20 protein-coding genes and 3 pseudogenes are annotated in these 24,638 nt (G+C 37.7%); 17 read left to right on the top strand and 6 right to left on the bottom strand.

The features are described from left to right. Window positions 1–133: 133 nt before the first annotated feature. Complete coding sequence (locus tag A3Q34_RS01725; protein WP_070373786.1) at window positions 134–1,501, bottom strand: leucyl aminopeptidase family protein; 1,368 nt, start codon at window positions 1,499–1,501, stop codon at window positions 134–136. Between the two features lie 150 nt (window positions 1,502–1,651). Here A3Q34_RS01725 and A3Q34_RS21195 point away from each other — a divergent pair. Next, a pseudogene (locus tag A3Q34_RS21195) lies at window positions 1,652–1,828 on the top strand (alpha/beta hydrolase family protein); the annotation flags it as partial. Between the two features lie 133 nt (window positions 1,829–1,961). Here A3Q34_RS21195 and A3Q34_RS01720 read toward each other — a convergent pair. Next, window positions 1,962–3,209 carry an IS4 family transposase gene (locus A3Q34_RS01720; protein ID WP_231907503.1) on the bottom strand — a complete coding sequence of 416 codons (1,248 nt, stop codon included), beginning with the start codon at window positions 3,207–3,209 and terminating at the stop codon, window positions 1,962–1,964. 194 nt (window positions 3,210–3,403) lie between these two features. Continuing rightward, window positions 3,404–3,709: an IS200/IS605 family transposase gene (tnpA, locus tag A3Q34_RS21190; protein WP_083277857.1), complete on the bottom strand. Its 306-nt coding sequence runs from the start codon at window positions 3,707–3,709 to the stop codon at window positions 3,404–3,406. Window positions 3,710–3,755: 46 nt separating this feature from the next. Between tnpA and A3Q34_RS01710 the strand changes: the two genes are divergently transcribed. The 4 genes from A3Q34_RS01710 (at window position 3,756) to A3Q34_RS01700 (ending at window position 8,824) form a co-directional block, all read left to right on the top strand. After that, a complete protein-coding gene (locus tag A3Q34_RS01710; RefSeq protein WP_083277856.1) occupies window positions 3,756–5,057 on the top strand; it encodes an RNA-guided endonuclease InsQ/TnpB family protein in 1,302 nt (433 codons plus the stop codon). A 56-nt stretch (window positions 5,058–5,113) separates the two neighbouring features. After that, complete coding sequence (locus A3Q34_RS20315; protein ID WP_157470746.1) at window positions 5,114–5,329, top strand: hypothetical protein; 216 nt, start codon at window positions 5,114–5,116, stop codon at window positions 5,327–5,329. Window positions 5,330–5,702: 373 nt separating this feature from the next. Further along, window positions 5,703–7,028 (top strand): NAD(P)/FAD-dependent oxidoreductase, encoded by a 1,326-nt coding sequence (locus tag A3Q34_RS01705; RefSeq protein ID WP_070373784.1) that lies wholly within the window; start codon window positions 5,703–5,705, stop codon window positions 7,026–7,028. Between the two features lie 149 nt (window positions 7,029–7,177). Further along, window positions 7,178–8,824 carry an FMN-binding glutamate synthase family protein gene (locus A3Q34_RS01700; protein WP_070373783.1) on the top strand — a complete coding sequence of 549 codons (1,647 nt, stop codon included), beginning with the start codon at window positions 7,178–7,180 and terminating at the stop codon, window positions 8,822–8,824. A 50-nt stretch (window positions 8,825–8,874) separates the two neighbouring features. Here A3Q34_RS01700 and A3Q34_RS01695 read toward each other — a convergent pair. After that, window positions 8,875–9,338, bottom strand: a pseudogene (locus A3Q34_RS01695) (zinc-binding dehydrogenase); the annotation flags it as partial. A 125-nt stretch (window positions 9,339–9,463) separates the two neighbouring features. On the opposite strand from A3Q34_RS01695, the gene A3Q34_RS01690 reads away from it, so the two are divergent. After that, complete coding sequence (locus tag A3Q34_RS01690; RefSeq protein ID WP_070373781.1) at window positions 9,464–9,994, top strand: hypothetical protein; 531 nt, start codon at window positions 9,464–9,466, stop codon at window positions 9,992–9,994. Between the two features lie 964 nt (window positions 9,995–10,958). Here the strand turns inward: A3Q34_RS01690 and A3Q34_RS01685 are convergent. Beyond that, the gene (locus tag A3Q34_RS01685; RefSeq protein WP_070373630.1) at window positions 10,959–12,113 is read right to left on the bottom strand and encodes an IS110 family transposase; all 1,155 of its coding nucleotides are present in this window, start codon (window positions 12,111–12,113) and stop codon (window positions 10,959–10,961) included. Between the two features lie 226 nt (window positions 12,114–12,339). On the opposite strand from A3Q34_RS01685, the gene A3Q34_RS01680 reads away from it, so the two are divergent. The 5 genes from A3Q34_RS01680 (at window position 12,340) to puuE (ending at window position 16,817) form a co-directional block, all read left to right on the top strand. Beyond that, the gene (locus A3Q34_RS01680; RefSeq protein ID WP_197517639.1) at window positions 12,340–13,041 is read left to right on the top strand and encodes a GntR family transcriptional regulator; all 702 of its coding nucleotides are present in this window, start codon (window positions 12,340–12,342) and stop codon (window positions 13,039–13,041) included. A gap of 30 nt (window positions 13,042–13,071) precedes the next feature. Then, window positions 13,072–13,734, top strand: coding sequence for a TetR/AcrR family transcriptional regulator (locus tag A3Q34_RS01675; protein WP_070373780.1), 663 nt, complete (start codon window positions 13,072–13,074; stop codon window positions 13,732–13,734). Window positions 13,735–14,043: 309 nt separating this feature from the next. After that, window positions 14,044–15,246, top strand: a complete 1,203-nt coding sequence (locus A3Q34_RS01670) for a urate hydroxylase PuuD (RefSeq protein ID WP_231907405.1) — start codon at window positions 14,044–14,046, stop codon at window positions 15,244–15,246. A gap of 445 nt (window positions 15,247–15,691) precedes the next feature. After that, entirely contained in the window at window positions 15,692–15,868 is a 177-nt protein-coding gene (locus A3Q34_RS19935) for an ureidoglycolate lyase (RefSeq protein WP_197517638.1), read from the top strand. A 28-nt stretch (window positions 15,869–15,896) separates the two neighbouring features. Further along, window positions 15,897–16,817 (top strand): allantoinase PuuE, encoded by a 921-nt coding sequence (gene puuE, locus A3Q34_RS01665; RefSeq protein ID WP_442855265.1) that lies wholly within the window; start codon window positions 15,897–15,899, stop codon window positions 16,815–16,817. A gap of 126 nt (window positions 16,818–16,943) precedes the next feature. On the opposite strand, the gene A3Q34_RS20310 is transcribed toward puuE, so the two are convergent. Beyond that, window positions 16,944–17,144, bottom strand: a complete 201-nt coding sequence (locus tag A3Q34_RS20310) for a hypothetical protein (protein ID WP_157470740.1) — start codon at window positions 17,142–17,144, stop codon at window positions 16,944–16,946. A 446-nt stretch (window positions 17,145–17,590) separates the two neighbouring features. Between A3Q34_RS20310 and A3Q34_RS01660 the strand changes: the two genes are divergently transcribed. From A3Q34_RS01660 to A3Q34_RS01640, 6 genes and pseudogenes are all read left to right on the top strand, one after another. After that, the gene (locus A3Q34_RS01660) at window positions 17,591–19,786 is read left to right on the top strand and encodes a malate synthase G (protein WP_070373778.1); all 2,196 of its coding nucleotides are present in this window, start codon (window positions 17,591–17,593) and stop codon (window positions 19,784–19,786) included. Beyond that, a complete protein-coding gene (locus A3Q34_RS01655) occupies window positions 19,779–20,615 on the top strand; it encodes a bifunctional allantoicase/(S)-ureidoglycine aminohydrolase (protein ID WP_070376955.1) in 837 nt (278 codons plus the stop codon). The genes A3Q34_RS01660 and A3Q34_RS01655 overlap by 8 nt, the downstream gene beginning before the upstream one ends. Window positions 20,616–20,931: 316 nt before the next feature. Next, window positions 20,932–21,024: pseudogene (locus A3Q34_RS20775) on the top strand (hypothetical protein); the annotation flags it as partial. A 418-nt stretch (window positions 21,025–21,442) separates the two neighbouring features. Beyond that, window positions 21,443–21,799 carry a response regulator gene (locus A3Q34_RS01650; protein ID WP_070373777.1) on the top strand — a complete coding sequence of 119 codons (357 nt, stop codon included), beginning with the start codon at window positions 21,443–21,445 and terminating at the stop codon, window positions 21,797–21,799. Between the two features lie 8 nt (window positions 21,800–21,807). After that, window positions 21,808–22,431 carry a chemotaxis protein CheX gene (locus tag A3Q34_RS01645; RefSeq protein WP_070373776.1) on the top strand — a complete coding sequence of 208 codons (624 nt, stop codon included), beginning with the start codon at window positions 21,808–21,810 and terminating at the stop codon, window positions 22,429–22,431. Between the two features lie 7 nt (window positions 22,432–22,438). Further along, on the top strand, window positions 22,439–24,484 hold the full coding sequence (locus A3Q34_RS01640) for a response regulator (RefSeq protein WP_157470737.1): 2,046 nt from the start codon (window positions 22,439–22,441) through the stop codon (window positions 24,482–24,484). The last annotated feature ends 154 nt before the right edge of the window (window positions 24,485–24,638 follow it).

The following is a 24,638-nucleotide window of genomic DNA, read 5'->3' as shown; positions in this document are numbered from 1 at the left end:
AAGTGAGGTACCGACAGAAAAGTGGGGAAAGCATCAATAAGAACTAGCTTTGATAGCGATAGACATTTATCAATAAATGCGGCGCAAAAGCACCGCAATTATAAATTTTTATGGCGATCTTTTTCTTAATTGGTTATGTATACTTGGTTTGTAAGTAATCAAATACGGCGCGAATACCGAATGCTTCGCCGCCAAGGGGGCGCCCTGGTAAAGCTCTGATATTAAATGCCATCACGTCAAAGTGAACCCAATCAGTCTCTTTTTTAACAAACTCTTGTAGATATAATGCCGCGGTAATTGCACCACCAAAGGGTATTGCCGCGCAATTGGTCATATCAGCAATAGAACTTTTCAGTAGATCACCGTATGGGCTATAAAGCGGCATACGCCAGACCGGATCGCTAATTTTGCTGCCCGCTTGGGTAATACCCGCAGCAACATCATCGCTTGTTGAGAAAAATCCTGGTAATTCTGTGCCTAAAGCAACACGCATTGCGCCAGTGAGGGTTGCAAAATCAATAATTAAATCAGGCTGTTCGGTGTCAGCTTCTGTTAGAGCATCACATAATACTAATCGACCTTCTGCATCAGTGTTGTGAATTTCAACGGTAATACCTGCGCGTGTAGTAATAACATCACCAGGTCTTATGGCATTGCTCGACACGGCATTTTCTACCGCGGGAATGAGTACTCGTAAATTAATCGGTAGGTTATGCGACATAATTAACTGAGCTAATCCGAGGACATGTGCAGATCCGCCCATATCTTTTTTCATATTACGCATACCAGCAGCGGGTTTTAAGTCGAGACCTCCACTGTCAAAGCAAACGCCTTTACCCACTAACGTCACTTTTGGGTGATGGCTACTACCCCAAGTTAAGTCAATTAAACGAGGCGCATGAGCACTCGCTCGACCAACGGCATGTATGGTTGGGTAATTTTGTTCGACCAGTTCATCACCAATAATTTGCTGAACTTGGCCGTGATACCTATCAGCCAAGTTTTGCGCGCAGTCACCAAGATCTATTGGCATCATATCAGCTGCTGGCGTATTGACTAAGTCACGGACTAAAGTCGTTGCTTCGGCATATTTAATGGCACTGTCGACAATGGTTTGATTATTAACGGCTAAGCAGGGAAGTGGGTCATTTTTTTTGTTTTTTGTTACATAACGATCGAACTTATAGGCGCCCATTAGCCATGAAAAACAGATGGCTTGTTGCTGTTCATCTGTCGCATGTAACAAATACTGACCAGGAGGAAGTTGCTTAATTAATTCGCCGCAGGCAAAGAAGTGATTGGCATCTTCAACAACAAATAACGCTAGAGACAACCCCCCTTGAGTATTAGGTAATAACGCTAAACCTTCAGCTTTATAATTAGTATTGGCTAACCATGCTTGGTTTTGCTGAGTTTGCTCGCTTAACCAGTCGTTATAGTTATTTTTATTGATGATAAAAAGTGATGTACCTTTATCGTCGGCACGTAGTAACTGATTCATGAATTTCCTTAGGACGAATTAATTGGTTTTTATGTCTTGCTAGATTGTAACCTAAGCAAGATTAAGTTGAAGTGCTATCGGATTTTTATGGCCTAATTATAAAGTAATTATTGCGAGAATAGATGTTTTGTAAGTGAAATACCCACCGAGCCCTTCTGCTTTCAAGGAGCAGAGCGTAATTTTTGGGAAGGTCAACAAGCCTATGCATCGATGTCACCGTTCTTTGATGCAGAAAAAATTAATGAGCCTATATTGATGCTCCACGGTAAAGAAGATCCAAATTCAGGTACAGTTCTAATGCAATCAGAACGAATGTTTACCGAAATCGGCGAAAAGCCCCACCGCTTGCGGTGAGGGATGGATAGCCGAGATTGCATAGCAATCTAATGCGGCCTATCTTGCTGCTCGATGTATTGCTTAAGAACCTCTATCGGCGCTCCAATGTCATTAACTTAAGGAATTAACACATGCGTTTGTAGCTCATAGGGTATTTTTTGGGTACAAAGGTTCGTTCTTTTCTAATAAACTTTCTGTTTGGACGAATAGCACTCAAGCTCTTCAATATTTTACTTATCAACAACTCATATAGCTGACACTTTGCTAGCTTCATTGTGAATCGTACAATATTGTCTTTGAGTTGATTTAACGCAAAGGTGAAGTTTATTTTATAATTATAAATCCTGTTGTTTTTAGTGTTCTCAAGCTTTTGTTTTGCATCGTGAATTGCACAAGCCGTAATGTTTTTGGTGAGTAGTTTTGCGTGTATATCTTGTAAAACGCCCTCTACAGAAACACTTGAGAAATTTTCAATATTAAGGCGGCTTTTTAATACTTTGTAGTCTTCTTCAACTCCCCAGCGTTGGTGATATAAATCAGCAAAAATTGAAGTAGGATAAGCTTTCAAGTCAGTTAATGACGAAACTAAAACTTCTGATTCACCCGATGGCAAATCAACTCTCACTAGCCTTAAACGTATGGACTCTGTAGATATATTGTCTTTTCTACACCGACGAAGTGACTTCTCAGTGCAAGGAAAATCAACGATATCACTATATTCACCACTGCCTAAGAATGCTTTAATAATATTAGGGCTTTTAACAATGCGCATGCAAAAATCAACATTCTTTAGCATGTGGTACTTATAAAACCAAACGGCAGGGTAACCTCTGTCGTAAAGCACTAAGTCGCCTATTTCGGTTTTATTTAAATGCTTTAATGCCATTTCACGCTCACCTGTTGAATGGCTCTCTACCTGTAAATCTACAGTAATATTATTATTAACATCATAAAGTTGAGAAAGGCGAACGGCAGGCATAGAAGCTTGTGAACGTGCTTTACCAAAGTGATTGAGTAACTCATCAGAAATAGGTAATTGTGTGACTGAGCCGTCAACAGCTAACAACCTATGGCCCTGCCATTTATCAAGGGTTGCAGTTTCATAGTAGGCTTGAACTAAGTCATCATTTAATTCAATAAACGCCTTATGAGAGAGCTTCATTCTTGCTTTACAAAAAGCGGCGGTGCTGACTGATTTTGTCGATAAATAACTATCATCGATAACATTGAAAAAACGAACAAGCTCAGCTTGAATTGAAGCGTTGAGAGCATTCAACATAAAACTCATTAAACGAGGAAAAGTAAGCGTGCGATTTCGAGTGAAATCAGTAGGTTTTTTACGGTGATTTTCTAAAAATTCAGTTGAATGAATTTTATTGGTTAGTTTTTGTACTATTTGAATTAAATACTGAACAGTGCATTGGTGATTTCTCTCTATTTTTAATTCATAGACAGGTTAGCAACAGGGTAACCTATTGTAAATATTTAAATTAACCTTAAGTTAATGACATTGATCGGCGCTCCGCCGACAGAGCATGCATAATAACCAGAGCTCCAAAGTGCATTCTACCTCCAAGCTACCTGATTTAACTGCGGAAACCACAACTTCATCTCTCGACCTGCAATGCTTTTTAAAACATTAACTAATCGTGAAATTGAAATAGAAGGCAGGTAAGAGATAATCATGTGAACATGATCTGACTCCCCATTAAACTCAACCAATTCTGACTTTAGTTTTAAACATTCTCTTTTTATTATAAAGTTCATTTTATATAACATCTCGCTCGTAAACTTCCGCTCACGATATTTAGTAACAAATATAATGTGAGCTTGAATTAAATACGAAGAATGAGCGCTCTTTTTATATTTCATACAGACACTTATTGACACTGTTTATTTATACAGTATAGTCGTCATTATGAGTTTAATCAGCGTTTCGAAATTTAATATCGGTCAGACAACACCTTTGCAAACAGAGTTGCGAAGAGAGTCAGCTCGCCTTTGGAACGATATGGTTAAACTGCACAAATTCATCCGAAAACGCCGATGGAAGTGGCCTTTTAGAGGTGATTTTGAAAAGCACTTTAAAAGTAAGTACCGTCTTCATAGCCAGACAAACCAGGCGCTTATTAAAAAGTTCTTTGCTAACATCGAAACAACCTCAGAGAATCGAAAAGCTGGCGATAAAAAAGCTCGTTATCCGTACCGTGACAGGAAGCACTTCCAGGTAGTAATGTACAAGGCTTCGGCGATAAAAAGAAAAGGTAACCGCGTCATTCTTTCAAACGGACTTGGAGTTAAAAAACTCATCGTTCGCATTCCAAAAGATATACCCATTGGTAAAATCACAGGGGCGGAGCTTAGTTTTCGGGAGCTTAGGCTCACGATAAAGCAAGATATCAAAATCATTAAGTCCGCTGGCAGCAACGTAGTTGCTGCTGACTTAGGTGTAATTCATCTTGCAGCGATGACCGATGGCGAAACGTCGGAGATCATAGTTGGTCGCGGTCTTCGCTCGTTAATTCAGTATAGAAACAAGAAGCTCGCTGAATTCTCAAGACTGCTTTCAAAATGCAAGAAAGGGTCTAGACGGAGCCGAAAATTACGAGTAGCAAAAGCTAAAATGCTGTTCAGAAATGACAATCAGCAGCGCAATTTTCTCCATCATGCATCCAAGCAAATGATTGATTATTGCGTGAAACAACAAGCAGGTATGCTTGTTGTGGGCGATTGCATCAATATGAGTAAGAATGCTCGGAAAAAGAAGAAAGGCTCAAGACGTTCAAATCAAATGAACAGCAACAATCCCCTTGGGCAGCTACTCACCTATCTTAAATACAAAGGTAAATTCCAAGGTGTAGAGCTTGATAAAATAGGAGAGCAGTACACCACTCAGACTTGCCCGAAATGCGGTCATAGACACAAACCTTCGGGGCGCAATTACCAGTGTAAAAATCCAGAATGTGATTTCATTGGAGTGCGGGATTTGGTCGGTTCGGCCAACATTAAAAATAAATTCGAGAACGGTAGAATAGAAAAAGGATACCTTCTCCCGCCACTTGTGGCAAAGTATCGCAGACCTGTAAAAGTCCCTGTAATAAGGCTGAACTGCGTAGTCCATCTGACAGATGGCATGTTGCTTGATAACACCCTTGATGCGGCTCAGGCACTTTCGAGTGCAGGTGGTAAAACACCGTCTGAGCTATTTCACGTGGCCTGATCAAGAATCCTCACCGCTTGCGGTGCAGGAGCTGTCAATGGCAGTTAAAGATACCTTTGGGACTTTCAGTCGTCTCTACCTATGCCGATAGAGTTTCAGTTAAGTCGGTATCTCACGGGGTTATGTTTCACATAAACAATACTTATTCTTTTGGTTTAACGACTAACAGCGAACAACAGCATGGTGTTTTTGTTACTTTAGATTTACTGAAATTATTCGAAGATAAAAAGTCTAACTATAAAAACTATCTTAACAACATAAAAGATCTGTAAATTCTAGCCTAAATATTACTTATTATTAATAAGGCTGCAGATCAAATGATTTACCAAAGTAAGTATAACACCAAGGCCGATAACCCAACTAGATGTACTACTCAAGGCTGAAAGAGAGTCTGCATATTTAAAATGTTCTAATTTAAAATAGACTGCGTGTCGCAGCCATAAGAAAGAACACAACACCAAGAGATGGACCTAAACGTTTAAACCAGGAAGACACGTTTTACCCTTAGTGCATTCATAAAGATAGCATGATAGTTTATTACATATTCGCTAACTTAAGCATAGATTAAGGTAGGGAATATCTAATACAAATAACGCTAGCTTTTAATGGTGTTGGCTCATTATAGTTTAAGGATCAGCGAATAAAATGTTAATCAGGCCTTGGTGGCGAAAACCGACCATTTCTTCAGACCCCATTGTTATAATCGGTGGCGGTGCAGGAGGTTTAGAGCTTGCCACTAAACTCGGCAAGTATTTTCTAAAAACCAAACAAAAAATTATTTTAATCGATCAAAATAGAAAACATGTTTGGAAACCACTTTTACATGAAGTCGCTTCAGGCTCACTTGACGCTGATATAGATTGTGTTGACTATTTATCCCATGGCGCGCGTAATGGTTTTTTGTTTCAGCTAGGTGTAGTTGATGGACTCAACCGAGAATCGAAGCATGTACTTTTAAAACAATTAAATGATCAAGATGGTGCTTTAATATTTCCTGCTCGCCAGGTGAAATACTCATTATTGGTCTTTGCGTTAGGGTCTGTAACGAATGACTTCAATACATTGGGCGCAAAGCAGTACTGTACATTTCTTGATACTTGTGAAAATGCAGAGCGATTCCATACTGAGTTACTCAATGCTTTTTTACGACTTAAAGGGGACGATACGCGCAGCAGTCTCAATATTGCCATTATTGGTGGTGGTGCTACAGGCGTAGAGCTTGCTGCAGAAATAGTAAAAACCTCTGAATTACTGAGAAATTATGGATATGACCATTTATCAAAAAAGAGTCTAGATATTCACATTGTAGAAGCAGGGCCTCGGATCCTTGCTGCACTTCCTGAACGTATAGCGCAAAGTGCACAACAAGAACTAGAGGCGCTTGGTATCACCGTAAATACTAACACCGCGGTTACTGAAGTTACGCCCAACAGTGTAATAACAAAAGATGGCCGTGAAATCGCTAGCAGCATTACTGTTTGGGCGGCGGGCATAAAGGGACCTGATTTTATGCAAGCTATTGGCGGTTTGGAAAGCGCAAAGAACAATCAATTACTGGTTAATCCATTCCTGCAAACTCCCTTAGACACCGATATATTTGCCCTTGGCGACTGTGCTTCATGCACGACATTAAAAGGGATAAAAGTTCCCCCTAGGGCGCAAGCAGCACATCAAATGGCATCGACTGTCTTTACCAATATTATTGCTAAATTAGCATTGAAGCCCTTAGTCGCTTATGAATATATCGATTATGGTTCCTTGGTGTCATTGTCATCTTATACGGCAGTAGGCAGTCTAATGGGAAACATTAATCAACGTAGCATGTTCATCGAAGGTAAGTTGGCAAGACTGGTTTATATTGGGTTATACCGTATGCACCAAGTGACACTTTTTGGTGTGCTTAAAACCTTACTCATTGTCCTTGTTGGTAGAGTTAATAGAGCGTTAAGGCCTAACCTGAAATTACATTAGCTGGTGGAGGGTGAACATTGTTGATAAAGATTTTTAGTCTCTATAGACTTTACACCTATTTATTACCGTCATGCATCAAAAAATAATATTGTCCCATTAATTAATGGGGTTAAATAAGCAAATTAGAAATATAGTAGGATATTTAAAAAATGACTTCAGCTCAAAAATTTTACTGGCAAGTTTTAACCCTAGGTAATATCAGTAGCTTTATCTTACTTTATACTATTGGTGGTTGGTTTCCTGGTTTTTTGGTGTTTTTTACCCTGACCTATTCAATAGTAGGTGCATATGATCTTACCCTAAGTAAACATACCTTAAATAGACTGTATCCTGTTCTTGCTTATTTTCGTTACTTCTTTGAATCGATTCGAACTGAAGTTCAACAGTATTTTATTGCCAATAACACCGAAGAAATGCCTTTTAATCGCGAACAAAGAGATCTGGTTTATCGACGTGCAAAGTCGGTGACAGACACCATTCCCTTTGGCACTCAACGAGATTTAATGCAAACTAACTATCAAAGTATATGGCACTCGCTAGCACCAAAAACAATAAAGGATGAATCTAAGCACGTTACCGTCGGTGGGCGACAATGTTCAAAACCCTATAAAGCGTCAAGATTAAATATATCAGCAATGAGTTATGGCTCTTTAAGTGCAGAAGCTATCGAAGCGATGAATCTAGGCGCAGGTGCGGGTGGCTTTTATCATAATACTGGAGAAGGTGGTGTTAGCCCTTATCATTTAAAGCATGGTGGAGACTTGGTTTGGCAAATAGGTACGGGGCTTTTTGGCTGTCGAAATGAAGATGGCCGATTCAATCCTAAGATGTTTGCTAAAACAGCTCAATTAGCACAAGTAAAAATGATTGAAATAAAGTTGTCGCAGGGTGCTAAACCTGGTCATGGTGGCGTACTTCCTAAAGCTAAGATAACAGATGAAATCGCACAGATCAGAGGTGTTAGTAAAGAAGAAGATTGTGTCTCTCCGGCGATTAACCCTGAATGCAATAGCCCATTTGAATTACTGTCATTTGTTAGCCAACTTAGAGAGTTAAGTGGAGGTAAGCCCATTGGTATCAAACTTTGTGTTGGTAACCCCGCTGAATTTTTATGTCTTGGCAAAGCCATGTTGGAAAGTAACATATACCTTGATTTTATTACGGTTGATGGCGCAGAAGGGGGCACAGGCGCTGCACCCGTGGAATTTAGTAACAGACTGGGTATGACCTGCTTGGAAGGAACCTATTTTGTTCATCAGGCACTTGTTGGATTAGGACTACGTAAACAGATACGGGTGATTTCAGCCGGTAAAACAGCTTCTGGTTTTGACATGCTTAACAAGGTTGCCTTCGGTGCTGATATTGTCAATGCGGCCCGAACATTTATGATGTCATTAGGCTGTATTCAATCTAGGCAATGTGACACCAATATGTGCCCAACGGGGGTCGCCACACAAGATAAAAATCGTTCTAAAGCTATCGATATTGAAGTAAAAGGTAAACGTGTAACCTCATTTCATCATCACACCCTAAATAGCTTCTTTGAATTATTGGGAAGCATGGGATTAGATGATGTCTCGCAGTTAACTTACAACATGATAAAACGTAGAACACCAAACGGCATGTTAGAATCTAATACCCACACAGTACCTGAACTGACTGATAGTCAGTTAACGCAAGAAAACATTACTGGGATGTGGTTAACCTGGTGGAATCAAGCCTCTAGCGACACTTTTTATGTTAATGATATTGCGCCTTTAGTACCACCTGAATTAGCTGTTAAGCAAATTTTTTAATGTTTACCTAAGCGTTGCGCAATACTATTCACGACTCGTCCTTAGGGGGTAGCGCTAATTTTTCCTAAGTCTTTACCGACCGTAGTTTGGATATACCCTTGGTTAATCAAGTTTGCAATTTTGTTATGTAAGCTATGTTGCTCATTGATATCGGTTGTTTTGAACATTGAACGTGTAAACATAAACGCCCAGTGCAGTGACAAACTTTTAACTTTAAGTTTACTGATATCAAGCGACTTAGGATCGTCAATTAAGGCTATCTTTCCCATTGAAGTTAACAGTTTAACAAAGCTATCTAAATAGGAGTCGGTATGGGTTAAACTAGCAACGTGTTTCACTTGTCCTATAGCTAATTGTTCAATTTTTGCTATTAATGATTTAGAGTGATCGATAACATAATCTGCCCCAGTTTTTTTAACCATTTTGCAGAGCTATCACGTGACGCCGGAGCAATCACAGTCGCGCATGTTAGTGCACTTGCTAACGCAACTCAAATCGAACCGACACCTCCCGCTACTCAGTTATATTAGCATGAATTTAGTGCCTGTTATTGACGTAATGAACTGAAACGCTTAATGTCTTCTTTGGCTACTGAGCTGTGAAGTATGGAATACATTTAAGGTAATAATAAGGACATTTATGAAACATATTTTATTAACTATACTAACCACTACTTTAATCGTGCTTAGCGCTTGTGGCGGCGGTGCTGATAAAAAAACACCAGAGATTAATGTATTGCCACCTGCTGAAGAAGGCTTCACCTTACAAAATATTCGCTTTGATTCAATAGATTATTATGAAGGAGAACAGGTTACGGTTACAGAAGGTACCCGCTTTGAAGTTCAGTGGGTATCACCCACTTCTGCAGCCTACAGAATAGATTTATACTTATCGATTAACGGCGACGTATATTCTGACGATAATAAAATAGCTGGGCTTAAATGTGGTAGCGCTTCTTTCTCACTCTGCCCAAACGCAACAGGTGAAGTTCAATGTGGAATTGATGACAACAGCTTATCTTGCTCTTTTGGAAACGAATCTGTAGGAAGCGAGTCTTTTCAAGATAAAGACCTATCAAGCTTAAGGTTTATTATAAGAGGTTGTGATGCCTTGAGTAACTGCGATGTAAAAACGTTTAATTTGTCAGTACAAAAGAATACCGGTAATTAAAATCAACGTTTATTAAAACTGCTCTCAAAGGTAGATATCAACAGGCATAAAATAGCTGTTTCACCTAACCAAAGCCCACCAATAACGGCTAACAAAGCCACCATAGATGTCGTTCATCATAAAAAGGCTAATGTTAAGTCGCCGTCTTAATTGCTGGAATACGAGCTAAACGGTTGTTATCTCAAAACCAATCCGGTTGATTAAAAGGTAAAATAATTTCCAGTTGGTAATCGAGTGCTTTTTCAATTAGGCAAAGACGCAACTTACGTACAAGTAGGGAAAGAGGAAGACCATAAACAATCAGGCTCATCGTAAATCTTTATTAGGTAAAAAAATTTATTGTAAAAGCGAAGTTAAGTAAGGAGGTCGTCAATGAAATATCACAGTATAACAGTAAAGGTTTAAGCTGTGAGTCAGTTGTTTTAGCGCTCTTTTCTGCTGACTTGAGGCTCAAGTATATTTACGAGCACTCAAGTCATTTTAATGGCTGCGGGTAAAGAACTCGCCTAGGCTTATCTATAAGCAAACTGCCCAGGTCATGACTTATTAGTACCTATAACTGAAATAAATGAATTAAGTCGAGCGGAATCATGAATATATAAAGATGTTTTGTACAATTTGAGTAATGATAAGAAAATTAGCACTAGTTAGGCGTTGGTATGACTCCCCACGTCAAGTTAAATACACTGATCCTTGTTCATTAATTTCAGAACCATTGTATTCACTTTTAGTATTAAGTGAGTTAACGCATAGAATGAAGCAAGTAATTTCGTCGGTTATCATGCTGATATTCGTGGATTACTAACTTGTTTGCTAGCAGCGCCTACCTTACTCATTTCGTCGTGGCACCTGTCTTCAGTCTATGTTCGCGGTTCAATAGCCGTTAGGCTATTGCCGTCCTAACGCCGTCGGTGATTGTGCCACACCCGATGCTTGATCCCATGCGCTAACTCAAAACTTTTATTCATGCAGGTACTCTCGATATTCTTAGCTTCACATCAATTTTTGGTAGCACTACCTCTCGAGAAATAGCCCAAATATAAGCGATCATTTCTCTGGCGATGGCCGTAACGACCACATTACGATGTTTGCCTTTATGCATGAGTCGTTGATAGCGGCGGCACAACCTCAGTTGAGCTTGCCAAGCCATATCAATAATTTCTTTGCTTAACCCTTCTTGTCTTAATTGCATTTCTTTTGAAATATTGGCGTTGTGTTTATACGAATGTGCACCTTCGACCAGTAGTCGTCTTGCACGGCTGTTACCGCATTTGGTAATAGCACCTAAATGGCGTTTATCGCCACTTGAATGTTCACTTGGTACAAGACCAAGGTAACTCATTAATTTTCTGGGATGGTCGAACCGTGATAAGTCACCTAGTTCGGCAATCACTCCTGTGGCGACTAATAACCTCACACCACGGAGCGCCTGTATCGCTTTAACTACAGGATAAAACCGCCAGTTTTTCACTTGATGTGTTAATTCATTATCCAGCCTTTTTAAGCGTTTTAGTCGTTCATTAATGGTTAAAACCGCTTCTTGCAAAACAATTTGCTGACAAGGATGAGGTAATACTAATTCAGCGAGCCAACGCAAATGTTGTAATGACCAGTTATCTTTTATTTTGCTGTTAATGTTGTTACGTAATAACAATGCTTTAAGTTGATATTTAGCATCCTTTAAGTCTTTCATGCCTGTTTCTCGTGCCCGAGATAAGTCCCGTACGGCTTCATCTTCGGGCTCAGGGACATAGATAGATGTTAAGTCTTCAGACTTGAGCAGCTTTGCAAGTTTGAGCGCATCACGTTTATCGGTTTTGATTTTATCTCCTGGTTTTTTAGGGATAAGAGAAGGTGCGATGACATAGCAACAATGATTAAGGCTGGTGAGAAAGCGGTAAATCCAATAGCCACAAGGACCTGCTTCGTAAACAAAATGAAGTGTGGCATCTGGATATTTTGATTGTAATTGTCGTGCGAGTTTTTTAAAGGCGGCTTTATTACTGAGTATTTTACCTAGATGAGTTGATTTAGCGCCACGTTGGTCTTCAATATAAGCGACTTCAGTAAATGTTTTATGGGTATCTAAGCCAATGAAAAGTATGTTATGTTTTATCATGCTAGCCTCTGTTTGATAATGTTGACACATATATTATGGCTCTGGTTTGTAAAACTAACCCACATTTAGAGGCTAGCACCTTGTGGGGAGTCATTGTGTCTATTTATTTAAATTAGCGATAAGATGATTGATTGTAATGAAGTTCAATGACTAGTTAACATAAAACTCTATATACTATAATCTAAGAGGATTAGTACCAAGTGGTCAATTTGTATTTAGGATTGTGATGAAAGCTAAGTTGAAGTCTGACGAAAAAATTAAAAAAATTAGCGATAAAGAAATATACCAAGAAATTTTTGATGCCATATTATCGTTTCGTTTACGCCCTGGTACTCGGCTCACTGAAGAAAATTTATCGAAAATATTCAATGTGGGTCGAACAACGATTCGTAGTGCTTTGCTGCGACTTTCTCAAGATCACATCATTGAAATTCAACCGAACAAAGGGGCATTTATCGCAAGTCCTACCGTTAAACAAGGCAAAGATATTCTCGAAGCTCGAAAATTAATTGAAGTAGAGATTGTTAAAGATGTCATTAAGCATGCAACGCATAGTGACTTCGACTTATTGAAAAAAATAGTTAAATCAGAAGAAAATAATATCGAACGTGAACATATGGTTGAAGGTATTCAACTCGGTGGCGACTTTCATTTGATGCTGGCGAAGATATCAAAAAACACCACGCTTGAGCGCATTCTGACAACCTTAATACCGCAAACCTCTTTAGTGATCGTACTGTATGAAAACCCTGATGCGCCAAAGTGCTCACATTTTGAACACTTCGAGCTTATCGACGTTATGGAAAAAGGTCAGGTTGAAAAAGCTACAACACTTATGTATCAACATATTCATAGTATTGAAACGCGTTTAAATTTAGATGAAAAAGAATTTACTAGCGATTTAGTTGATATATTTAAAAAACGTTAATGCGTTAACGGTGAGATATTTGGTTAAAATATGGCAATAATAAAAATTACTGATGATGATTTAGTCAATACACAACAAAAAGCTAGGTTATTAAACAAAAATAAAATAATAAAAGCTGCTGAAGAAGAATTTAAGAAATATGGCTTTAATGGTGCGTCCATTGCTCGTATTGCTGAAACGGCAATGTTACCCAGAAGCAACATCCATTATTATTTTACTAATAAACTCGCGCTTTATGGTGCGGTGTTGACTAATATTATCAATTTATGGAATCAAGCTTTTGCTGATATAAAGCCCAATGATGACCCAGCAAAAGCAATTGCAAGCTACATAGATGCGAAAATAGAGTATTCAAGAACTAATCCTACTCCTTCAATTATTTTTGCTAGTGAGTTACTGCATGGCGCGCCTTATTTAAGTCAATATTTGAAAACAGATTTTAAACAGTGGATCACTGACAAAGCTAACATTATTGAGTCATGGCAAGCGCAAGGAAAGTTAGATGAGCAAATATCAGCTTACCATTTGTTGTTTACTATTTGGGGGGCAACTCAACATTATGCGAACTTTTCAGTTGAGATTGAAGCTGCTTTAGATAGGCCGCTGACTAATAGCGACTTTGATGATGCTAAAAGAACGATAAAACATATCATTTTAAAAGGTTGTGGTATGCAGCTTGCTGAGAAGCGCTAATAATAGATATAACTCTTATAATTTCAATCCCTTCCTGTAGAAAAATCACCTATATTTTTTAAAAACATAAAGTCATTGGAATTTTTTGGCTTTAGTTTACGGGCAAAAATACTTGTTTTTACTGATGGTTAATTGTAAACAAGATTGTTGACAATGCTGTTTTTGTTTCATATGCTAAGTTGATGTTTAGTAATGAATGTAAATTACACAACACAACACAAGCCTTAAGCTATAGTTAGGTTGGCAAATTAAGCCGCGCTATAAATGCAATATAAATTCTTTAGAAGGGTCAGAAATTTGGAAGCGTATTTGTTCGATGTATTAAATTTTTTAGTGCGAAGTTTTCATATCATTACCGGCATAGCTTGGATCGGTGCATCATTTTATTTTGTTATGCTAGATAATTCATTACATACACCTAAAAATCCTGCAGATACCAAAAATGGTGTTTTTGGTGAGTTATGGGCGGTACACGGTGGTGGTTTTTATCATTCGCAAAAATACATGTTGGGTCCCAAAAATCAACCTTTAGACGATAATCTTCATTGGTCTAAATGGGAAGCATATACAACGTGGATCAGTGGTTTCTTTTTAATGGCTATTGTCTACTGGTATGGCGCTGATATTTACCTTATTGATACAAGTGTTGCTGATATATCGCAAAGCACAGCCATTGCAATTAGCTTAGGCTTTATGTTTGGTGGCTACCTTATTTACGACTTCTTATGTAAATCTGCTTTAGCTAAAAACGATTTAGTTTTAGGTGTTGTAATTTTTGCACTTGTCTCTGCCGCCGCTTATGCATTAACACACATATTTAGTGGTCGTGGCGCTTTTATGACCTTTGGTGCCATGTTAGGTACTATTATGGCCGCTAGCGTATTCTTTGTTATTATTCCTGGCCAAAAGAAAATGGTCGAAAGGCTTATTGCAGGCGAGAAAGTTGACGCCGCCCCCGGAATAGCAGGTAAACAGCGTTCTGTTCATAACACTTATTTTACCTTACCTGTTGTCTTTGTGATGATAAGTAATCACTATGCCATGACCTATAACCATGAATATAACTGGTTAATATTAATGGGTATTTCTATGGCCGGTGCTTTAATACGGGTGTTCTTTGTTTCGCGTCACACGCCAGGAAAACCACTAACAGGAGCGTTAGTTACTGCTATAGTTATTATGGTCGTCGTTATCTGGGCTATGGCGCCTAAGTCAATCGTGACGAACACTGATTCAACGGTCTCACCAGTAGAATTCTCTCAAGTTCAAGCCATTATTCAACAGCGTTGTTCATCTTGTCATGCAGACAAACCCACTCAAGCTGGTTTTGCCGCTGCGCCTAAAGGCTTTATTTATGACACACCTGAACAAATTAAAGCGCAAGCCACCCAAATTTATCAACAAGCCGTAGTCCTTAAAGCTATGCCTATAGGTAATTTAACTAAAATTACTGACTCAGAGCGGAAGTTAATTGCACTGTGGTACCAACAAGGTCAAACAACAAAAGAGTAATTTTACCTTTACTTTATATAACTAAATAATCACGGAATAAAGTTACAACAAAACAAAAACCGAGAAGATAAATGAATATGATAACCACAGTAATTAGTGTTGCCTCGTTTCTATTTCTTGGTTTGAGTTTGGCTACAACGCAACTTGCTACTTTTAGTACAATTAAAGTAGCAAGTTTATAGGACACAGGCCATGATAAACCAAGCCCTGATGGCAATGAAGCAACGTTCACTATTGCAAATGCAACAGGCTTTACGTGGGGTGATAGCTATCTTTTTGCCGATGTAACCCATGCCAGTGATGTTAATTGAATCTGTGGTACACATATCGAGTTTGGTCCTCGCTATTGCCTCTTTAAACCTGATGATAACGATGCAATTAAAGGGTTTACACCCTTGTTCAAGCTGATATGACCTCTAACAAGTTCACTTCCAAGAGAGTCAAAATGGCAGGTGATTCTGTTTCTAGTGCAAATTTACAGGTTTTTGTAACCCATGGACAACAAGGCTTTAACTTTCATGCAGGAATTTGGCACATGCCCTTAATATCAGAAAAAAGATCGATTTTGTTATCGTCTTTGATAGGGTCGATACCGGCAAACATTGTGATGAACTTACTTTAGAAAACGAAACTATTGAGTTGACATTAGTATGAGTGAAATAGATATGAATAATTATCCTCGAGACATGAAAGGATACGGAGAGCATGCGCCTAAGGTTACTTGGCCAAATAAGGCAAAAGTGGCGGTGCAATTTGTGATCAACTATGAAGAAGGAGCCGAGAATTGTATTTTACATGGTGATAATGCCTCGGAAACTTTTCTATCAGAAATCATTGGCGCACAACCGTTTGTTAACGAACGACATATGAACATGGAGTCTTTTTATGAATATGGCAGCCGTGCAGGTTTTTGGCGATTACATCGCTTATTTTCTCAGCGGGGCTTACCTGTAACTGTTTTTGGTGTCGCGATGGCAATGCAACGTAATCCTGAAGCGGTTGAAGCGATGTTAAAAGCAGATTGGGAAATTGCGAGTCATGGATACAGGTGGATAGATTATCAAAATGTACCGATTGAAACCGAGCGTGAACATTTAAAAAAAGCGATAGCTATTCACAAAGAAATGACAGGACAAAAACCTAAAGGTTGGTATCTTGGCCGCATGAGCGAAAATACTCGACAGTTGGTAATGGAAGAAGGCTCTTTTTTATATGATGCTGATAGTTATGCTGATGATTTACCTTATTATGTAAAAGGTAAAGAAAAGCCACATTTAATTGTCCCTTATAGTTTAGATGCCAATGATATGCGTTTTGCTAGTCCGCAAGGTTTTAATTCAGGTGAACAGTTTTATTGTTACTTAAAAGATACTTTTGATACCTTGTATGCTGAAGGGGCTGATGCGCCAAAAATGATGTCTATTGGTTTGCATTGCCGTATTATTGGCCGACCAGGTCGTTTTGCAAGTCTGGTTAAGTTCCTAGATTATATTGGAAAATATAATGATGTCTGGGTGTGTAGAAGGCAAGATATTGCAGAGCACTGGTTAGCAAACCATAAAGCAGAATAAGTAGTAAGCAGAGTAAATAGCTAAAGCTAGTGATACAGCAACAACACCAAGAGCCTTAATTTAAGATATTTGACTGGTGTTGTTGTTAACAGATTGAGCATAGGGTAAAAATATTACAATGCCCCCTCAAAAGAAGTAAGTTGAAACAAAGGTTTCACTAGCCATAAAACCACGATGATCTGTTCTTCTAACCGCTAAAAAAGGCATAGTTAACGCACCAAAAATGTCTGCTCCCATAAAATAACTCGCCAACATACTCGCGCTAACGGACATAGTAATTTGCGTTAGCGTCAAAATGCCAAGATGAGTTGGAATACGATTCAACAATGGTGGTTTATCTTGCTAACCCTCTTATTTGAAAAGTAGTCTGCCACATGGAACATGATAACGTATTCTCCAACTTCAATCTTGGTGTCGTCAAGCAATCACTCGTTTGTTTGTGACCGTCAGTATTAGTCATTAAACCAGTAAGTTAATGATTATTATTTATTTTTATGTGCATTACTCGCATTGTAGGTCAACTTCTCGGTAAATTACACGTGATTCTTAAGGTATTTCATTAAGCATAAATATTGTTTGACCTTAATAGAGTTGACTTAAAGTTTTATTGTCAACAATAGTGTTTACAATTAACTGCCTTTATTGACAGATGTTGTGAATTTGTTTACATTCATCAACATTGCAGCTTTAGATAAAGACAATTATCAGCGAAGACCTCAACAGATAATTAACATAACAATTAACGTATGATTAAGGAATAAGTGGTTAAGTAAATGACAATATATCAACAGAAAAACTTGCTAAAAGTAGATATTGATTTAGTAAAATTCATAGAAGACGAGGTTTTACTCGGCTTAAACATTTCTGCTGATATTTTTTGGAAATCCTTATCAACAATAACTCATCAATTAGGCCCTGAAAACAGAGCCTTATTAGTAAAACGCACTCAATTACAGGAACAACTTGATGATTGGAATCTCGCGCATCAAGATAATTTTGATATTGAGGAATATAAACAATTTCTTTTTGATATAGGCTATTTGAGCCCTGAAGGTGATGACTTTCTTATCAACACAAACAACGTAGATAGTGAAGTCAGCTCACAAGCTGGACCACAACTTGTTGTTCCCGCTGCCAACGCTAGATTTGCATTAAATGCCGCTAATGCGCGCTGGGGAAGTTTATACGATGCCCTTTATGGAACTAATGTCATTAGTGGTGAAGATGGTGCTGAGAAAAAAGCAACGCATAATCCTATTAGAGCAGCAAAAGTAGTCGCTTACGGCCGTGAGTTTTTAGATGATCACTTTCCACTCGTCAATGGCTCACATCATCAGTCATGTGCTTATACTATTGACAATAAAAAGCTTTTAGTCACTTTAATTGATGGTCGTACTTCACTATTAAAAAATACTGAACAATTTATTGGCTTTCAGGGAGATAAGAATAAGCTTAGCTCAATTTTACTTAACCATCATAATTTACGTGTGGCGATAGAAATAGATGCAAGCTCAGCTATTGGTAAAACAGACGCTGCAAATATAAAAGATATTACTTTAGAATCAGCATTAACCACAATACAAGACTTTGAAGATTCGGTAGTTGCAGTAGACGCTAAAGAAAAAATTCATGTTTATCGTAATTGGTTAGGGCTAATGAAAGGTAACTTAAGTGAAACTATTGATAAAGCAGGTAAAATAACCCAGCGAGTATTACAAGCTGATAAAATTTATCAGGACCTTAACGGTGGCAACTTAAATTTGCCAGGACGCAGCTTATTATTCTGTCGAAATGTTGGTCACTTAATGACCAGTGCTGCAATACTCGATCAAAAGGGCTTCGAAATTCAAGAGGGTATCATGGACGCTATGATAAGCACCTTAATAGCCTTACACGATTTACAAAAAAATAGTATTCACCGTAATTCAAGAAAGGGTAGTGTCTACATTGTTAAGCCTAAAATGCATGGCCCTGATGAAGTGGCTTTTGCTAACAAACTGTTTAATGCTGTTGAAGACGGTTTAAGTCTTGTCAGATATACCATTAAAATTGGGGTAATGGATGAAGAACGTCGCACAACAGTCAACCTGAAAGAGTGTATTAGAGCCGTAAAAAATCGCGTTGTATTTATTAATACTGGTTTTTTAGATAGAACGGGCGATGAAATACATACCAGTATGCTACTAGGTCCTATGGTGTTAAAAGGTGAGATGAAGGCACAACCCTGGATTAAAGCTTACGAAGATTGGAATGTAGATATAGGTTTAGCCTGCGGTTTTTCGGGTAAAGCACAAATTGGTAAAGGGATGTGGGCTATTCCTGATGAAATGGCTGATATGATGAAAATGAAAATTGCTCATCCTTTATCAGGTGCTAATACGGCATGGGTTCCATCACCAACCGGGGCCACCTTACATGCAATACATTACCATCAAGTGAATGTCTTTAAAGTACAAAATAGTGTTTCGCAAAGTCCTCGTGCTCGTTTAAATGATATATTAACAGTACCCTTATTAAAAAAATCTGAGCAATTGAGTAAAGAGGCTATTGAAAAAGAGCTTAATAACAATGCCCAAGGTCTCTTGGGTTATGTAGTTCGTTGGGTTGATTTAGGCATGGGCGCCTCAAAAGTCCCCGATATTAACAATGTTGGCTTAATGGAAGATAGAGCGACATTACGAATTTCTAGTCAGCACATTTGTAACTGGCTAATACATGGTATTTTATCTGAGTCTGAAGTGAGGTCTTCCTTAGAAAAAATGGCGGTTATTGTTGATCAACAAAATGCCCATGACCCTTTATATCAGCCAATGTCTGCTAACTTTGTCAGTAGTTTAGCTTTTCAAGCAGCATTAGATCTCATCTTTAAAGGAAAAACACAGCCCAATGGTTATACCGAGCCTTTACTTCACGCTTATAGGAAAGAATTTAATGAAGCCCAAACAACAAGGAAAAACGAAAATGTCTAATAAAAGTACATATTATGCGCCTAAAGGTGGATTACCCCCACAAACACAATTGATCTCTGACCGCGCTATTTTTACCGAAGCTTACGCAATTATTCCTAAAGGTGTGTTAACTGATATTGTTATCAGTTATTTACCCTTTTGGAATAATATGAGGATGTGGGTGCTGGCTCGTCCATTGAGTGGTTTTTCAGAAACTTTTTCTCAATACATAGTAGAAGTAGCACCAAACGGCGGCTCTGAAAAACCAGAACTTGATAAAAATTCTGAAGGTGTACTCTTTATTGTTGAAGGTGAAATGGATGTTACTATCGAAGGGACAAACCACCATATGACATCAGGCGGCTATGCTTATTTACCTGCTGGTGCCAAATGGACACTTAAAAATAATAGTTTAGAAAATGTAAAATTCCATTGGATCCGCAAAGCTTATCAAGTTGTTGAAGGCATCGATGCACCAGAAGCTTTTGTAACCAGTGACCATGAAGTTGAAGCTATTGAAATGCCTAATACCGGTGGTGTATGGAAAACCACAAGATTTACTGAGCAATCAGATATGCGCCATGATATGCATGTAAACATTGTAACTTTTGAACCAGGCGGCGTGATCCCTTTTGACGAAACACATGTGATGGAACATGGATTATATGTTTTAGAAGGTAAAGCTGTTTATCATTTAAACGGTGAGTGGGTTGAAGTAGAGGCGGGTGACTTTATGTGGTTACGTGCTTTTTGTCCGCAATCTTGCTATGCCGGTGGCCCAGGTCCATTTAGATACTTATTATATAAAGATGTAAATAGACATATGCCATTTATACGTCCGAAGAGTTAATCTTTGCTGTGCATATAGTTACTCTATGCGTACATTGAGTAAAATATCGAATGTGCTAATAATGTTGGATATTTTGCTTTAGCCGCTGGCTAACAAGAGGTTTATCTATTTCTGGTAAAGGTATCCTTGTAGGCGGAATAAGGCTTCTTATCTACAACATCTATAAAACCCTATAAACCCAGCAAAAGATGATGCTAGCTACCAAGAAATGCTTGAGGTATGTCAATTAGTAAAGCTAACTTCATTTATTGATAGCTTATCGTTTGGTATTGATACTTGGCTAGGTTCTAAAAATGCAGGATGATCGGGAGGCCAAGCACAACGATTACAGATTTCACAGTGGTTGTTACGTCCAGCAAAGGTGCTGATTTTAGACGAGCCAACCAAAGGCCTAGATCTAGGGAACTAAGAAGTGGTGATGATCAATATTCTTGCCCATGTAAGAAAACACAAACAGAGGTTACTCACTTTTTCGACGGATTAATATTTGTACATCAGGTTAATTTTATTGACGTTTATAGGCCAATTATAAACTTTGATAACGTGAATATTTATCATGTAGCCAAACCTTATTGTTGCCGGCATTACAAAAGTTACTTAATCGCCCCCCACCTTTTTAACGTCGACTTACAGGCTTTTAACGTTCACCTTAGGCTCATTGACTCTAACCAAAAACACCCCTCTTAAGAGCTATGTTTTTAAAATCACAGCTTCTTTTTATACCTTGCTCAAATTACTAATTATATTTCAACATATTAGCTTGCAAATAAACTCATTCGTTTATATGCTTTTATGAGATAGATTATTAAAAATAATTGGGTATTTAAATGAGTAAAGTTGTATTAATTGTCGACGATAGTATTGTTTCTCGAATGATGCTCAAAGAAATTGTTAAATCTTATATACCTGGAGTCGACATTATTGAAGCTGGAGGTGGTGAGCAGTGCTTGAGTCAATTAACGGCGGAAAGTAAAATTGATATTGCGATTTTTGATTATAATATGCCTGGTATGACAGGCATTGAATTAATTTTTGCATTAGATAAGCTAATTTCAATTCCTAAGCGCGCTTTGTTAACCGCAAATATCCAAGATGAAATAAAACAGCAGGCTGAGCAAGCAGGTGTTGTGTTTTTAATTAAGCCAATTACCGAAGAACTCATTAGCCATTTTTTAAATAGTTAGGGAAGCATATGAAGGATAATTTATCACCACTTGAAATTGATGCCCTCACCGAAATATTTAACATCGGTATTGGTAGAGCGGCCAACTCCCTGAATAAAATGGTATCTCAACCGGTTGATTTAACTATCCCAAAAGTCGAAATCGTCTCTAACAAAATAGCAAAATCCAAATTGAAATTTTCTAGTGATACAGAAATAAGTGCTGTAATTCAACGGTTTGAAGGTGATTTTAAAGGCCAAGCATTACTCATGTTTAGCAAAGAAAGTGGTTTGCAATTAGTGAGTACTTTACTTGGTAATAAGTTTCCACCCGAGGCTTTGTCTGATCTTGAGCAAGATTCTTTAGTAGAAATAGGCAACGTTATTTTAAATGCTTGTTTTGGAACGGTCATTAACTTTCTTAAATCTTCAATAAAAATTGAAATGCCGGAGTTTATACAAGGGGATATTAATAAAGTTTATGTATATAGCAGCGAAAATGATTGGTCTTTATATATAAAAGTTAAGTTCTCTTTACCCGATGATAATATTGAAGGCTTTATTTCTTTTATTATGGATATTACCTCGTTAGAGATTTTTCAAGAATCTGTGCGAAAATTTGTTTTTGGTATTACTAACAAAAGTGAAGCTTAGCACTGCTATGAATAATTTAACAAAAGATATATTGTTCAGTTCTGTTAATGATCTTTCTCTTGGTATTATCATTATTGATGAAAACCATCAGGTAGTTTTCTATAATCAGTGGATAAAAGATCATTCTGTTATAGTCGATGATAAAGGTTTTGGTTGTAAACTTGGTGATATTCTAGAGGGTTTTAACTATTCTCGCTTAAGTGATGCATGCAGTGAAGCATTAACGTTAGGATTGCCCACTAAACTCTCTAATACTTTTAATCCTAAACCTTTAGCGTTATTCCATAAAAGCCATATCGGTGATAACAATTACCGTATACAGCAGCAAATATCGATTAAAAGCATCAATACTTCTCCCAATGAACGCTTATGTGAAATTCTGATCCAAGATGTGTCTAGTTCAGTTAAAAAAGAATTGATGCTGAAAAGTTTAGCCGATGAAAATAAGAAACAACAATTAAAAGCTGAATTAGCCAATAGGACTAAGTCACAGTTTTTGGCTAATATGAGTCATGAAATTAGAACGCCAATGAACGGTGTTTTAGGCATGCTAAATTTATTATCAACGACCGAACAAAGTCAAGAACAAGCTCATTTTACTCGACTAGCGCATTCAAGTGCCGATACCTTGCTTCATATCCTAAATGACATTCTAGATTTTTCAAAAATAGAAGCAGGTAAGCTTGAAGTAGAATTGATTACTTTTGACCTTTTAAGGAATTTAGGCGATTTGGTTCAGTCTTTATCGATGAATAGTAAAGATAAAAAATTAGAAATTATTCTTGATGTCACCGATGTTGGTCATCAAATGGTCATCGGTGATCCTGGTAGATTAAGACAAATCATTACTAACTTAGTTGGCAATGCAATAAAGTTTACCCCCACGGGTGAGATTGTTATTAAAGCGAAGACAGTTTTAAATGATAATGGAGATATAAAACTACATATCAGTGTCATAGATACAGGAATCGGTATACCAGCGGATAAATGTTCAATACTTTTTGATGTGTTCACTCAAGTCGATGTATCGACAACACGAGAGTATGGTGGTACAGGTTTAGGCTTGTCTATTGTAAAGCAATTATGTGAATTAATGGGGGGAGGTATTACTGTTAGCAGTGTCTTTGGTCAAGGCAGCGAATTTAGTTTTAATATCCAATTAAAACCTAGCACAGAAAAACTGCAAACTGAGTTAGGTACTCATTTAAATGGAATTAGCATTTTAGTTACTGATGATAATCTTACTCATCTTGAAGTGCTTAGCAAACAACTCAGTCTTTTGGGGGCTGAAGTAATTCAAGCTAACAGTGGTAGTAAGGCATTGGCTATATTGAAGCAATACGATAGCCATTATTTTGCTATGGCTATTATTGATATGCAAATGCCAAGTATGTCAGGTAGTGAGCTAAACGCTGAGATTAGAAGAATTAAGTCACTTGATAAGCTTAAAATAGTGATGTTAACCTCAATGGATCAGATTGTTAAAGGTCCTTTGTCATCAACATCAGGATCTTCAGATTATTTATTAAAACCTGTGGTCATTGATGAATTACTTAATATTCTAGACATTACACTTAACAAGACACAGGTATTAAAAAATACGGCTGGCGTTTCAGCTAGCCTTGGAAGTAATATGTTAGACAATAAAAGTCAGACCGCTAAAGCAAAAATATTGTTAGTTGAAGACAACCGAATTAACCAACAAGTCGCTTTAGGTATATTAAGAAAGTTTGATTATTCTATTGATATTGCAGTCAATGGTGTAAATGCAATTGATATCTTAGAGCAGAAAGATCCAGAAGAACCTTATGACCTTATTTTAATGGATTGCCAAATGCCAGAAATGGATGGCTATCAAGCCACTGAACATATAAGAAATAATATGGATAGTGCCTTGTTCTCGACTATCCCTATTATTGCAATGACAGCAAATACTATGAAGGGTGATAAAGAAAAATGCTTAGCATCGGGTATGAATGATTATATTTCTAAACCGATAAGCCCTAAACTGTTGGAAGAGAAAATTAGTTACTGGTTGAACAAACTTAATTAATTTTAGTAACCAAGTAGTGATTTTCTTGCTAATAAAACAGAAAAATAAAAGCATAGGCCAATTTTTCAATACATTAACTTTTTAAAGTATCGCTAAAATTAATTATCATCGCTCATTACTTATTTTATCTGAGCACTATCAAAAACAACATTAG

The sequence above is a fragment of the Colwellia sp. PAMC 20917 genome, from assembly GCF_001767295.1.
Lineage (GTDB): Bacteria > Pseudomonadota > Gammaproteobacteria > Enterobacterales > Alteromonadaceae > Colwellia_A.
This window is presented reverse-complemented; position numbering and strand designations above follow the sequence as displayed.